General features: G+C 45.5%; 13 protein-coding genes and 1 pseudogene. All 14 read left to right on the forward strand.

Annotation, left to right across the window (positions count from 1 at the left end):
- Window positions 1–25 precede the first annotated feature (25 nt).
- The 14 genes and pseudogenes from AC2EXB_RS00965 (at window position 26) to AC2EXB_RS01030 (ending at window position 14765) form a co-directional block, all read left to right on the forward strand.
- Window positions 26–1236: pseudogene (locus AC2EXB_RS00965) on the forward strand (ISL3 family transposase).
- 664 nt (window positions 1237–1900) lie between these two features.
- Window positions 1901–3703, forward strand: coding sequence for a glutamine--fructose-6-phosphate transaminase (isomerizing) (gene glmS / locus AC2EXB_RS00970; RefSeq protein WP_483603030.1), 1803 nt, complete (start codon window positions 1901–1903; stop codon window positions 3701–3703).
- 425 nt (window positions 3704–4128) lie between these two features.
- The gene (locus AC2EXB_RS00975; protein ID WP_483603032.1) at window positions 4129–4623 is read left to right on the forward strand and encodes an RNA polymerase sigma factor; all 495 of its coding nucleotides are present in this window, start codon (window positions 4129–4131) and stop codon (window positions 4621–4623) included.
- A complete protein-coding gene (gene rsiV / locus AC2EXB_RS00980) occupies window positions 4624–5460 on the forward strand; it encodes an anti-sigma-V factor RsiV (protein WP_052654007.1) in 837 nt (278 codons plus the stop codon).
- 196 nt (window positions 5461–5656) lie between these two features.
- Window positions 5657–7057: a polysaccharide deacetylase family protein gene (locus AC2EXB_RS00985; protein ID WP_483603034.1), complete on the forward strand. Its 1401-nt coding sequence runs from the start codon at window positions 5657–5659 to the stop codon at window positions 7055–7057.
- Between the two features lie 185 nt (window positions 7058–7242).
- Complete coding sequence (locus AC2EXB_RS00990) at window positions 7243–7419, forward strand: hypothetical protein (protein WP_483603036.1); 177 nt, start codon at window positions 7243–7245, stop codon at window positions 7417–7419.
- 214 nt (window positions 7420–7633) lie between these two features.
- The gene (locus tag AC2EXB_RS00995; protein WP_483603038.1) at window positions 7634–8788 is read left to right on the forward strand and encodes a GAF and HD-GYP domain-containing protein; all 1155 of its coding nucleotides are present in this window, start codon (window positions 7634–7636) and stop codon (window positions 8786–8788) included.
- Entirely contained in the window at window positions 8785–9129 is a 345-nt protein-coding gene (locus AC2EXB_RS01000) for a DUF3307 domain-containing protein (protein WP_251478169.1), read from the forward strand. Before AC2EXB_RS00995 ends, AC2EXB_RS01000 begins: the two co-directional genes overlap by 4 nt.
- An 11-nt stretch (window positions 9130–9140) precedes the next feature.
- Window positions 9141–10982 carry an adenylate/guanylate cyclase domain-containing protein gene (locus tag AC2EXB_RS01005; protein ID WP_483603040.1) on the forward strand — a complete coding sequence of 614 codons (1842 nt, stop codon included), beginning with the start codon at window positions 9141–9143 and terminating at the stop codon, window positions 10980–10982.
- A 163-nt stretch (window positions 10983–11145) separates the two neighbouring features.
- The gene (locus AC2EXB_RS01010; protein ID WP_483603042.1) at window positions 11146–12201 is read left to right on the forward strand and encodes an LLM class flavin-dependent oxidoreductase; all 1056 of its coding nucleotides are present in this window, start codon (window positions 11146–11148) and stop codon (window positions 12199–12201) included.
- A gap of 12 nt (window positions 12202–12213) precedes the next feature.
- Window positions 12214–12780 (forward strand): NADPH-dependent FMN reductase, encoded by a 567-nt coding sequence (locus tag AC2EXB_RS01015; protein ID WP_483603044.1) that lies wholly within the window; start codon window positions 12214–12216, stop codon window positions 12778–12780.
- A gap of 107 nt (window positions 12781–12887) precedes the next feature.
- Entirely contained in the window at window positions 12888–13373 is a 486-nt protein-coding gene (locus tag AC2EXB_RS01020; RefSeq protein ID WP_483603046.1) for a hypothetical protein, read from the forward strand.
- A gap of 127 nt (window positions 13374–13500) precedes the next feature.
- On the forward strand, window positions 13501–13956 hold the full coding sequence (locus AC2EXB_RS01025) for a GNAT family N-acetyltransferase (RefSeq protein ID WP_483603048.1): 456 nt from the start codon (window positions 13501–13503) through the stop codon (window positions 13954–13956).
- A gap of 11 nt (window positions 13957–13967) precedes the next feature.
- Complete coding sequence (locus tag AC2EXB_RS01030; RefSeq protein WP_483603050.1) at window positions 13968–14765, forward strand: DUF2785 domain-containing protein; 798 nt, start codon at window positions 13968–13970, stop codon at window positions 14763–14765.
- Window positions 14766–14779: the final 14 nt, after the last annotated feature.

The following is a 14779-nucleotide window of genomic DNA, read 5'->3' on the forward strand; positions in this document are numbered from 1 at the left end:
ATAACAAGTAAAGAAGAGGAGATGCGTGCACTTGAATTTTACCATGAAATTTCCCGGATTAGAAGATGTGAAAATAACGAAAATGGAACAAGTGGAGGACCGTGTGGCGCTACATGTGGAGTTGGAGGTGGGGGCCCAAAGCTGTCCGCGCTGCCAGGAAAAGACCCGGCGTGTCCACGATTACCGCATCCAAAAGATTAAGCACCTGAAATGGTTTGAACGGCTGACCTACCTGTTTTACAAGAAAAGACGTTATGCTTGCGGGGCGTGTGGCAAGAAATTTGCCGAGAAGAATTCATTCATCGATCGCTATCAACGGTTCTCAAAAGAGTGGAACCAAGCGGTTCATGTGCGCAGCGTCAAGGCGAAAACGTTCAAGGAAGTGGCCGGACAATACGGCGCTTCCGCTTCGACCATCGTTCGGCGTTTCGATCTGGTGGCGCTCCAGGAAGTTACTGAAACCGCAAAATTACCGCGTGTGATCGCCATCGACGAATACAAAGGCGACACCCGTGAAGGAAAGTACCAACTGATTATCGCCGATGGCGAAACGAGAGAACCGATCGATATCCTGCCCAACCGGAAAAAAGAGACGATCAAACAGTATCTCCAACAGCACGGAGCTGCGGTGGAAATCGTCGTCATGGACATGAGCCATTCCTTTAAAGCCGCGGTCAAAAAAGCACTCGGCAAACCGGTGATCATCGCCGATCGCTTCCACTTCTGCCGGTACATTTACTGGGCGCTGGACGCGTGCAGAAAAGTTGGAACGACTATGACCGCAAAAAAGGCAAACGGATGCGCTACGTCTTTTACAAAAACAGTGAGAAGTTAACCGAAAAGGACCGTTGGTACTTGAAGCGGTATCTTGAAATGGATGAGGAGCTCAAACGAGCATACGAACTGAAGGAAGCGTATTGCACGTGGTTTCAGGCAAGCAAAAAAAGAGATCCCGAGGAAATCCTCAAGACCAAAGAAGCGTTGCTGGAATTTTATCGGCTGGTGGAACAAGCGGGCATTCCCGAGTTCCAGAAAGCCATGGGCACCTTCCGAAACTGGCAGACGGAAATCTTGAACAGCTTCTCGTTCAAGTATTCCAATGGTTTCTTGGAAGGCATCAATAACCTGACAAAAGTGATTAAGCGGAACGCGTTCGGCTTTCAGAATTTCGAACGCGCCCGCGCCAAAATACTACTGACACACAAGTATAAGAATATGGGAGTTCACGTTGGTTAGAGTGAGGAAGATTTCACCTCACCCCAACATTTGACGGAGAACCTTTTTTATGGGGAGCTGAGGAGAGTGTGGAAGCGACTAACGTGCGCAAATTCAGTTGAACGCGCGCAAATCTCTACGAGCGCGCGCATTTTTCACTGAACGCGCACAAATCTTCTTGAACGCGCGTATTTTCCCATGAACGCGCACAAATTCATCCAAGCGCGCATTTTTTATTTCACATCCATCAGCGGCAAAAATTTTCCAATTCTTCGCGTAAAGAACGCCGGGTTTATTTCCGAAAATCCCTCCAGTCTTTCGCACCATCGGGTTCTCGCCTTAAGCCCTATTTCAATGGTGTATCGTTGACGCGGTGCAGGTTAGAGGTTATGATAAAGTTGCCTGTTTAGGGCCGCAGAAAAAGGGGGATAGTAATGCGTACGAGGAAACTAGTTAAAGCGCCTGTACTGGAAAAATTGGACGGACAAGTCAGTTTCCAGTAGACGAGGAGGAGGAGTATCGAGATTTCGGCGGATACCTCCCGGCCGCGAAGCCCGGTCGTCATATCCAATACTTAAAGCAGCGGAGCAATCGGCTGTACAACGGTATGGATGGGCTCACTAAGGTGTTTGCGAACGCATGCAAATGCTTATTTTAACTTGCAGAAAACTGGAGGAATTGGATTATGTGTGGAATTGTTGGATATATTGGGGAAAACGACTCGAAAGAAATTTTGTTAAAAGGGCTTGAGCGCCTGGAATACCGCGGCTACGATTCAGCGGGTATCGCTGTACGCAACGGAAAAGGCATCACGGTCTTTAAAGAAAAAGGACGCATCGCTGACTTGCGTGCTGTCGTAGAAGACGAAGTGGTTGGAACAACAGGGATCGGACATACGCGTTGGGCAACTCACGGGAAGCCGAACCGCGTCAATGCCCACCCTCATCAAAACGAAAACGACCGTTTCACTTTGGTGCATAACGGCGTAATCGAAAACTATCACCACATTCAGCGCGATTACTTAGCGGGTGTGGAAATGGAATCTGATACAGATACGGAAATCATCGTGCAATTGATCGGCAAATTTGTCGAAGAAGGCATGACGACTCAAGAAGCGTTCAGCAAAACATTGACGCTATTAAAAGGTTCTTACGCAATCGCTTTGCTTGATGCAGAAGAAGAACAGACAATTTTCGTTGCGAAAAACAAGAGCCCATTGCTTGTCGGCCTTGGCGACGGCTTCAACGTTGTAGCAAGTGACGCAATGGCGATGCTTCAAATCACGGATCAATTCGTGGAATTGATGGATAAAGAAATCGTCATCGTTCGCAAAGACAGCGTAGAAATCCTGACATTGGACGGGGAAGCGGTAAGCCGCCAGCCATTCAAAGCGGAAATCGACATGAGCGATATCGAAAAAGGGACTTACCCTCATTATATGTTAAAAGAAATCGATGAGCAGCCAGCTGTAATGCGCAAAATCATCCAAGCTTACCAAGGCGCGGACGACAAATTGACAATCCAGCCTGAAATCATCGAAGCGGTGAAACAAGCAGACCGCATCCACATCATTGCTGCGGGTACAAGCTACCACGCGGGATTGATCGGAAAAGAGTATTTGGAGAAAATGGCTGGCATTCCAGTGGAAGTGCATGTAGCAAGTGAATTCGGCTATAACATGCCGCTTCTTTCTGAAAAACCATTGTTCGTCTTTATTTCCCAATCAGGGGAAACAGCGGACAGCCGCCAAGTATTGGTGAAAATCAAGAAACTCGGCCATCCGTCACTAACGATCACAAACGTAGCAGGATCAACGCTTTCACGTGAAGCTGACCATACGTTATTGTTGTATGCAGGACCTGAAATTGCTGTAGCTTCAACAAAAGCTTACACAGCGCAAATCGCGGTCCTTTCAATCTTGGCTGCTGTTACTGCACAGTCTAAAGGAATCGACATCGGCTTTGATCTTGTGCAGGAACTTGGAATCGTAGCGAACGCGATCCAGTCGCAAGTCGACATGAAAGAAGAAATGGAACAAATCGCCCGCGATTTCCTTTCAACGACACGCAATTGCTTCTTTATCGGCCGCGTGATGGATTACTTCGTCGGCTTAGAAGGCGCATTGAAATTGAAAGAGATTTCGTACATCCAAGCGGAAGGCTTTGCCGGCGGCGAATTGAAGCACGGTACGATTGCCTTGATCGAAGAAGGCACACCGGTTATCGCCCTTGCGACGCAAGAAGCGGTTAACTTGAGCATCCGCGGCAATGTGAAAGAAGTAGCGGCGCGCGGCGCACACCCTTGCATCATTTCAATGGAAGGCTTGCAAGAAGACGGCGACAGCCTTGTGCTTCCGAAAGTCCATGAATTGTTGTCTCCATTAGTATCGGTCATCCCGATGCAATTGATTTCTTACTATGCAGCGCTTCACCGCGACTGCGACGTGGACAAGCCGCGCAACTTGGCGAAATCCGTAACGGTTGAATAAAATAATTCAAACTAATAACATAGTTTGTTAAGCAACAATAAAGCTGGGAAATTTGAACGGGTTGCCGTTCCATAAATGTATCCTGAAATAAGAAGACGTTCGTAAAGTGGCTGCACACTTTTATGAACGTCTTTTTTATAGTTTCGGGTCTTTTTTGAAACGTTCATTGTTGTAATTATAAAGGGGCAGAATGTTTTAAAGGTAACTGCTTGAATAAGAATTATCCAATAAAAAGGTGCATTTTCAGGGGATGAATCTGCGTTTTCTATAGTTAGTGATTGCAAAAAAACATTTCTTTAAGTGACGGATTATTTTTAAGGATGAATCTATCCACTTTAAGCAAACTTTTTTGTTAAGCTACAACGTCTATATTATGTAACTAGTTATGAAATGTATTTTTTTTTTAAAGGAGCTCTTGAAATGAAATGAAGACATATGATGTACATCAATTATTTATCGACTGTATTACCGACCACAAGGAAGACTTTTATCGATTGGCCTACAGCTATGTAAAAAATCAGGAAGATGCATTGGACATTGTTCAGGAATCGATAAAAAAAGCATTGACTTCTTTGGACAAAATAAAAGACCCGAATGCAATGAAAAGCTGGTTTTATAAAATCGTAGTAAGGACTGCCATTGACCTTGTAAGAAAGCAAAAGAAAGTATCTTTGGCTGATGACAGCATGATTAATTTTTTAAGCGCTGGAAAGGAAGATACCTATAAAGACATGGATCTCCATAAGGCCTTAGATGAATTGCCGATACAGTATAAAACGGTCATTGCCCTTCGCTTCTTTGAGGATTTGAAACTGGAGGAAATCGCAGAAATTCTTGATGAAAATATTAATACAATAAAAACTCGACTATACAAAGGATTAAAGATCTTACATATCACCATTGTTGAGGAGGATTATTAAATGGATAAAAAATTAAAAGACTTGAGGGAAGCGTATAAGAATGTACCCATTCCAAAGGAATTGGATGAAATCATCTTAAAGACGATACCGCAAAAGAAAAGGAAAAAACATTTGTTTATGTGGCCAGTAGCAGCCGCTTTATTGCTCACTGCAACCGTCAACTTCAGTCCGGATGTAGCAAATGCCATGTCGAAAGTGCCTATTATGAAAGGGATTGTGGAAGTACTAACTTTCAATGAACTCAATGAAGCAGCAAATAACACAAGTATTACTATAAAAACACCTGCCATCTCTGGCCTTGATAATAAGGCATTAGAAAACAGCGTAAACGAAAAGTACTTAGAAGAAAGTAAAAAGCTCTATAAAGAGTTTGCTGCGGCCGATAAAAATGAACATTTAGCAATTAATAGTGATTTTGAAATTATCACAGATACTCCAGAGCTGCTATCCATCAGCCGAAGTACCGAAATCACACAAGCTTCCGGATATGTGCAAAACCATTATGTGGTGATTGATAAAGAGAATGAGTTGTTAATTACTTTGAAAAGCTTATTTAAAAACGATCAATATATACCTGTGATTAGCGAAAACATCAAAGAACAAATGAGGCAACAGATGGAAGCAGATCCGAATAAGGTTTATTTTATTTCAGAAGACGAAATGGAGCCTTTTACACAAATTAATCCAGACCAGCAATTTTATATCAGCCCCGACCATAAGTTAACTATCGCATTTGACGAATATGAAGTCGCGCCTGGATACATGGGAGCAGTAGCGTTTGAAATTCCAACGGATATTATTTCCGATATCCTCGTTGGGGATAAATATCTTCATTAAGTTGAAAACATGGCAAGTGTCTTTCGCTTCTGTTGAAGAAGAAAAAGGTGCTTGCCTTTTTTATTATTAAAAAAATCAGGATGACCTTCGTTTCAGGAAGTTATTTCTATTAAAAATGTTTATTCTCGAAAACAAAATGGGCAGGTTCCTGCGTCTATTTAGTAAACAGAACGAAACTTCAAGAAGGAGAAATAGGATGAGGCCAACAAAGTTAACGAAGAATATTCTACTATTCTTCAGTATTATAGCTGTTCTTCTAGCAGTAAATTCTCTTGTAGAACAGGACAATGTTTACTCTTCACACAACAAAACCAGCAAGAAAACGGAACACTCCGCATACACCGGAATCGACATACATACTGCAGTAACCGAAGAAACAACATATAATATCTCCATCCATTATCCGGAATTTAAAGTTAGCTCTTTAAATGAGGAAATTCATAAGTACATAAATAAGTCTATGCAGGAATTCCTCGCCGAGGTAAACAGAAACAAAGACAATCTTAAAGACAATTCCGCGTCATTGCATATTTCTTTCGACCTCCATCCATTTGCTGAAAATATGTACGCTATTGTCTTTACTCAGGAAAGTTATATCACAGGAGCAAACGGATTTCAAAATTCAAAAGTGTTTCTAGCTGATATTCAAAAGGAGCGGTTTATCCAGCAAACGGAAATTTTAAATGATAATGAAGAGACCCGGGATACAATTCATCAGTTATTACTTAACAGCATCGAAAGTTCAGAGAAGTACAGCTCCTATTTATTGAATGAATTACTTGAGGAATGGATTGAAGATGAACGTAATAAGTTTGCCAATATGTACCTAACAAATAACTCCGTTTTCTTTAAGTTCAATGAATACGAGATTGCGGCTGGGGCAGCAGGTTCGCCGGAGATCTCCATACCACTTGATAAAATGAGCGATTTGTTAACAGATGAGTGGAAAAAAACAATGGACCTTGAGAATGAAGGCGAAGAAAAATCAAAATCAAGTAAGGAAAGCGAATGGGAGAAGATAGAGGACCGTACATCCGATGCGAAGCAAGTTGCTCTTACGTTTGATGATGGACCCCATCCCATTAATACGGCAGCGATTCTTCAGCTCTTAGATGAATATAATGCCAAAGCGACCTTTTTTATGCTAGGAAATAGAGTGGATTTCTATCCGGAAGCAGCTCAAGAAATTGCTGCAAAAGGCCATGAAATGGGAAATCATACATGGTCCCATAAAGATCTAACTTCCCTTGGCGAAACAGAAATTATACAGGAAATTGAAACGACTAATGAAGTAATTCTCAATGCAACGGGCGAACAGCCTACAGTTTTCCGGCCTCCATATGGTGCTGTAAATGATCAAGTGCGAGAAATAATCGGGTTGCCGGCGGTATTATGGACAATTGATACATTGGATTGGAAATCACATAATCCAAATGAAGTGCTAAGCATAGTCAAGGAGAATATCTCAGATGGGTCTGTCATTCTGATGCATGATATTCATAAGTCTACTGTTGAAGCAGTTGAATTAGTATTAGCGTTCTTAGAAGAGGAAGGATATGAACTTGTTACTGTTTCTGAGTTGTATTCAGCCGATTGAGACTCGCGGATAAAGGCGGACTGCATCAAAAATTAAAAACGCTATTTTTAACGCTGAAAATTTTGCTTCTCCGGAGTTAGCCATCCGAAGAGGCATTTTTTATAAAGAAAAAGGAATAAAACTGGAAAAAATCTATTTTATTGATTTTTGAAATGGTATGATAAAGCAAAAAAGCGAGGGATTCGATGAAAGGGGTGCGCTGGATGCTGGGCTTTATCGACGATTTGGCTGGAGCTATTTATGATGTGATGAAGATGCTGCTGAAAGGCTTAGGCTATATTTTTGCCGGGATGCTGATTGTGGGAGTACCGCTTTATCTCTTGGCCATGATTTTTGAGTGGATTGGAAATATGATTGCATGATGGGACTTTTCAGCTGAGCTGGTGCCAAAAGGTGCCGGCTTTTTTATTAAGAGCTTTTTTGAGGGAAACTCACCATCATTTGCGAGCAGCTCAATCAAGTTTGCGAGCAACTCATCCGGATAAAAAATTTATGGCAAAAAGTTCCCCGTTAAAAGAAAGGTGAAAATGTCCGATAGAGTAAATAAAGACGTTAATTGAAAAATGGGGGAATCATGTGGAGCAGATAGCGGAGTTAGAAGGAAAAGTGCAGGAGCTTTTAAGCTTATTGGATGCATCGAAGCAATTGAATGCTAATTTGGCGATCGAAGAGGTGTTTCAGAACATTCTTTTGCAGATGGTGGAAGTAGTCGGCGCGGAAGCGGGGACGCTTTGGATAACGGATGATGATGAGAAAGAAGAAATCAAGGCGGTGGCGGCTTTCGGCCCCTCGTCTTCGACCATTTTAAATATCAAATTGAAAAAAGATGAAGGCATTGTGGGAAAAGTCATTACGGAAGGCCAGGCACAGCTGATTGAAAACGCAGCGGCCGATCCGAACTGGACAAACCGGGTCGACCATTCAAGCGGCTTTGTAACGAAATCGATGATCACCGTACCGTTGATCGTGAAGGATACGGTACTTGGCGCTTTGCAATTGCTGAATAAAAAACACACCGCTTTCTTCACGGAACAGGACATGAGACTTGCCGAAGCGCTCGCGAACCAATCGGCACTTGCGCTGCAGAACAGCCAAATGTACGATGCGCTCTACAAAATGTTCGTCAGCATGATCAAAACGCTCGCAAAAGTGCTGGATGCCCGGGACCCGTATACAGCAGGGCATTCCGAACGGGTAGCGAAATACTCCTTATGGATCGGAGAGCGTCTGGGCTTGGAACCGCAAATGCAGGAGGAACTTTACAAAGCGGCGCTGCTCCACGATATCGGCAAAATCGGCATTACCGACGAAGTGCTCAGAAAACCGGAGCGCCTGACATTCGAAGAATACGAATTGATCAAGCAGCACACCGTCATCGGAGCGGATATCTTATCGAATATGGAGCCGAAGTCTTCGATGGTCTATGCAATCGAGGCGACGCGCTCGCATCATGAACGCTTAGACGGCTCCGGCTATCCGGATGCTTTAAAAGAAGGGGACATTCCGCTATTTGCAAGAATCGTCGGCGTAGCGGATACCTTTGATGCGATGACGACAACCCGCTCTTACAGCGTCGGCTTGTCTTACCGGGAAAGTGCAGCGGAACTTCTCCGCTGCCGCGGCACGCTGTTCGATGCAGAAATTGTCGATGCGTTCATCAGCATCCTCGAGGAATGCGATTATGACTTCGATGACTGCGATATCGAACATGAAGATGAGTATAAACTATGAGCCAGTTTGATTGGCTGTTAATCGGGCATTTAATCGGTGATTTTCTATTGCAGACTTCTTGGATGGCGAAATACAAGGCGACGAAATGGCTGCCTTTATTGACCCATGTGTCGGTCTATACAATCATAGTGGGGAGTGTCGGCTGGTTATCCGGCGGCTTATCGCTAGAAGGAATTGCCATCATCTTCATCGGACATGTCATTTTAGACCGCAAAACTTTTGTCGCTTTCTGGGTACGCCGTGTCCAAACAGCTAAAGGGCCTGAAAAGGTCTGGCTGTCCATCATGGCTGACCAGATCTTCCATGTGATTTTATTAGCTGTCGCGATTGCGATATCTTAGGAGCGAAGCAGATGAATTATGCAGTGAAGAATTATACGATGGAGCGGGAATTTCCGCTTCGTAAAGAAACGATCTGGAAATTGTTGAGCGACAACAATCGCTTGAATTTATACATCGGCCTTTTTCCGGTCGCCTTCAGTGAAGCGAAAAAAGAAGGCAACGGTGTTTTTTTCCGGGAAGGCCGGGCGAAAATCGCCAACACGGTTCCGCTGCACTGGCGGGAATATCCGTTCCAATGGGAAGAGAACCGTGCGTATTCCGTGGAGCGCCGTTATATCGGCGGCCCGCTTCACTATTACCTGTGGGGTGTTGAACTATTCGAAGCAAAAGACGGTTCGCCGAATAAAACCGGCGTGCGCATCAAGGCTTCGTTCAAAGCGCGCAACGCTTTAGGTGCTGCGGCGATTCCGCTCATCGGTTTGCAATCGATGAAAAACAGCATGAAGTACTTGGAAGAATATTTGGCATCGGGAGCGGACGATCCGTTCAATGCTCCGCAGAAATCGCCCAACCATAAAGTACAGCTCGATGAACTCGAGCGGCTGGAAACAGCATTGCGGAAGCGGCCTGTGAAAGAAAAGTATGTGGAACTGCTTCATGATTATTTGATCGAAAAAAGCAGCCAAGACGTCGCTCATATCGAACCCGCGCTGCTTGCGAACTTATGGAATGCAGACTTAGACGAAGTGCTCCGGCTCTTATTGTATGCAACGAAAGAAGGCATGCTGAACTTGAGCTGGAATCTGATCTGCCCGAATTGCCGCATATCGAAGTCGGAACAGAATTCGTTGTCGGACATCACCGAACAATTCCACTGCGACTTGTGCGGCATCAATTACGACGTGAATTTCGACCAATACGTTGAATTGCAGTTTTCGGTGCATCCGTCTGTACGAAAAGCGTATGCGGAAGTGTATTGCGTCGGCGGGCCGATGATTACGCCGCACGTAAAGATGCAGAAAATCGTTGGGATAGGGGAAACCGTTTTACTCAACATTCCCGAAAGCTTGGAATCGTTGCGGGTACGGGTAGTCCAGGCGAATGATCAAGTGCGGTTTGAGACAGGCGAGATGCAAAAAGGGCGCGATTCCTTGGTTTATTCCGATGGAGGGTGGTCGTTTGCATCGATTGGAAATCCGTCAGAAGTCGAGATCACGAATTCCAGTTCGAATGATATCGTCATCGTGCTGGAGCAGGATTCATGGAATGCCGAAAAAGTCACGGCGGCGAAAGTCACGGCGATGCAGGAATTCCATGATCTGTTTTCGTCGGAAGTGCTATCGCCCGGCAAGAAAATCGGCATCGACCGGGTGACGATCCTGTTTACGGATTTAAAAGGCTCGACGTCGTTATACGAATCGGTCGGCGATGCCGCAGCTTACGGCCAAGTGCGCCGGCATTTTGAATTTTTGACGCAGCACATCGCGAAAAACTCCGGCAGCGTCGTGAAAACCATCGGCGATGCCGTAATGGCAGTGTTCCATTTGCCGGAAGACGGCTTGAAAGCGGCACTTGAAATCCAACAGAATCTGGCTGCGTTCAATGACGGTGCGAATGAAGACATCGTTTTGAAAATCGGCTTATACAGCGGACCGGCAATTGCGGTGAATTCAAATGACCGGCTCGATTATTTCGGCCGCACCGTCAATATTGCAGCGCGCATTGAAGGAAAAGCGGAAGGCGGCGACATCGTCTTTAGCAGCGACTATATGGAACAGGCGAATTTGCGGAAACTAGTGGATGCAAAAGGCATGCAGCTTGAAGCCTTCACGGCGAACTTGAAAGGCATCGAAGGCAGTGTGGAATTGATGCGCTTGAAGACGGCTGCGCCAGCCATCAAAACAGTCGGATAAAAAATGGAGACAGTCCAGAGAGAGCTATCGAGCTTCTTTCTGGACTGTTTTATTTTTTCCTTCAGACCTTTGGCTGAAATGCATTGAATTCGAGACATTCTTCTAGATAGTTGCGGGAAAGACTGTTTATACTAGTACCATAGATGGAAAGGCGGAGGAATAGATGGAGAAGTATCGCATTGATGAAAGCAAAGGGATGGAATTCGGGATTTATACATTGGGGGATCATTTGCCGAATCCGCTGACAGGTGAACGGATTTCCGCAAAAGAACGGGTCCATGAAATTATTGAATACGCGAAGCTCGCGGAACAGGCAGGCGTCGACTTTTTCAGCGTCGGCGAAAGCCATCAGGACTATTTCGCGACGCAGGCACATACGGTCGTATTGTCGGCGATTGCACAAGCGACAGAAAAGATTAAAATCGCGAGTTCGTCGACGATCATCAGCACGTCCGATCCGGTGCGTGTCTATGAAGACTTCTCGACGATCGATTTGATTTCAGGTGGACGTGCAGAAATCGTCGCAGGGCGTGCTTCCCGCGTTGGCTTATTTGATTTGCTTGGGTATGACGTGCGCAACTACGAAGAATTATTCGAAGAGAAATTCGAATTGCTGCTGAAGTTGAACGAAGAAGAAGTGGTCAATTGGAACGGCGAGTTCCGGGCACCGTTAAGAGACGTACGCGTGCTGCCGCGGCCTGTGACCGGTTCAATGCCGATTTGGCGCGCAGTCGGCGGGACGCCGGCAAGTGCGATGAAAGCGGGATACGCCGGTGTGCCGATGTTCATGGCGCATCTTGGCGGTTCGACAGCTGTTTTCAAACGCACGATTGATGCTTATCGGCAAGCGGCAAGAGCAGGCGGGCACGACCCGGCACAGCTGCCAGTTGCTACAGCAGGCTTTTTCTATGCAGCCGATTCGATGCAGCAGGCCTTGAAAGACCTGTACCCGCATATCAATGAAGGCATGAAGTTGACAAACGGACAAGGCTTTCCGAAACAGCTATTCGCACAAGGCGCCGATCCACAAAACATCATGAACGTCGGCAGCCCGCAGCAGATCATCGAAAAGATCCTGCACCAGCACGAAGTCTTCGGGCACCAGCGCTATATCGCGCAAATCGATTTCGGCGGCATGCCATTTGACAATATCCGCAAAAACCTGGAATTGATCGGTACGGAAATCTTGCCGGCCATCAAGAAATACACGGCGAAATAGGAGGCGATGAAAATGAAAATCGTAGGATTATCCGGTTCAAGAGTCGGATCCAAAACCCGGATTGCGATGGATTATACGCTTGGCGTTTTGGCGGCGAAATACCCGGACGCAGAAACCGTCTTGCTCGACCTTGCAGATTACGACGTCCAGTTCAGCGACGGCCGCAACTACTTGGAATACGAAGGCGACACGGGCTATGTTACGCGCACCCTCATGGATGCGGATGCCATCATCATCGGTACACCGATTTTCCAGGCGTCGATTCCGGCGACCTTGAAGAACATCTTCGACTTGCTTCCGGTGGACGCGCTTCGCGACAAAGTCGTCAGCATGTTCATCACGGCAGGATCTTCGAAGCATTACTTAATTGCGGAACTTCAGCTCAAGCCGATCCTCGCCTATATGAAAGCGCAGCTTGTTCAGACCTTCGTCTTTATTGAAGAACAGGATTTCTACCGGAAAGAAATCGTCAACGACGATGTCCGCCTTCGCCTTGAGCGGTTGGTGGAAGACACGGTAATTTTGACCGAGACGTTTACGCAGATCCGGGAAGCGAAAGAAGCGGAGTACGATTTTTAAGAAGTGATGAAATTTCAGAATAGATTGCCAATAAATGCCTTTTGAGATATGTTTATCTTAGAAGGTGTTTTTTTGTGTGGAAAAGAGTTTCCTAAGGAGAGGTCGATATGCTGCAAACACCGTTCGGCATCATCATCGTGGAAGTGGAACCGAAAGATTTGATGGAAGTAAATTTTCATGTTGTGGAGCTTAAAACAAAGGGACGCTATTTGATTAAAGCTGAAGTCAGAACGGAATACGCGCAAGAGATCCGTTTTATTTGCAGTTTTACTCCAACAATTGCTATTGACGATACAGACGTCGAAACTGGCGAATGGCTAGAGCTGAAAAGTTGGATGAGCGGGGAGTTGAAGATGTGCATCGGAACGGTCGACGACAGTTGGCTGCAGCAAAGCCGAGATGTGAAGCTGTCAGCGATGGAGTATTTGGAAAATGGACTATCTGTGACCATTGAGGGAATTCGGCCAAGTGAGCCGTTCACTTTGCCTTTCGGAGTAGCTTGGAAGCAGATTGTCGATGTGGAAAAGGACAATTTTGAAGTATGGGTAGAAGCCCAGCCGGTATCGATTTATGAGGATTTAAAGAATACATAAGAAAAACCATTAAAGGAGGCGGTCATTATGTCAAATAATTACATGCATATCGAAACAATCAACAAGGGATTGCGAAGGACTGACGAACAGCTCTGCGTTTTCCCCGCAAATTGGAAGGGGAACCTAGATGAACGCAAGAAATGTAACGATCACAGAAGTAAATGAAGAAAATTGGTATGCCTGCTGCGGGCTCGAAGTATCCGAGGAACAAGCAGCCCATATTGAACCGAATGCGGTATCGATTGCGCAACTGCATTTTGAGCCGACCTTAAAAGCGTATGCAATTTACGCAGATGAAACGCTTGCGGGCTTCCTGATGTTCAACACGGTGCCGGAAGAACTGGACGGCCACTGGATTTACCGCATCATGATTGACCGGAAGTTCCAAGGCTCAGGAATCGGCAAAGCGGCAACACAGCTGATGATGAACGAAATGAAAACAAAATGGAACGCCGAGAAAATCGTCGTCGGCTACCATCCCGAAAATACGGGAGCCCATCAGCTGTATAAAAGCTTAGGGTTTATTGATGAAGGCAATCGGTTCGGGAAGGAAATGGCAGTTATCCATTATTTGAACAAGTGAGGAAATTAACTATGACAGAGGAAGAGTTAAAGCAGAAACTGCAAGGGGAACACGCGATAGACGATTCGCTGATCCAATCGATGATTAACCATATCGGTTCTGTGGACAGTGAACTCCGGGACAAACTGATTTATGGAACCTTTTCGACGTGGATCATGGAAGACCGGCTGACGGGCGATCAATTGGCTGAGCTGCTCGACATCTCTTTGGAGCTGCTGTTTAAAGGCATCGGCGAGAACGGAACGGACACGGTATTTACGCGTTCTTTCGCATCGCTTTGGATTGCGGCAATTCTTTACAGCGACAATAAGCATGATTTTTTGCCGGAAGCGGCGATTGAAAAAACTCATGAAGCCCTTCTCGCATATATGCCGGCAGAACAGGATGTCCGCGGCTACGTACCCGTGAAAGGCTGGGCGCATAGCGTCGCCCATGCGGCGGATGCGTTTGATGAACTCGTGCAAAACCCGAAATTGGATGCAGTGGCTTACCCGGAACTCGCAAAAGCGCTATGGAATAAAATCTTTATCTCCGAAAGTGTGTATGTCCATGCGGAAGAGGAGCGGCTATTGGTGCCCCTTCTGGAAATGATGGAACGCGGAATGGACCTGAAGCTTATAGAAGATTTATTAATGGAAATACCGGAGAAAGTGCTGCTTCAAAAACAGCAGCTGCCTGAAGAGAACTATTGGTTTTTGGTGGCGAACTGCAAAGAGTTTTTGAAGAGTTTCTATGTGGAAACCGGTAAGAAGCTGAATTTATCAATCTTGCAAAAGAATATTGGAGAGAGCTTAAAAGCGATGGAGTAAAGGTTTGCGGACGG

The sequence above is a fragment of the Planococcus alkaliphilus genome, from assembly GCF_057031095.1.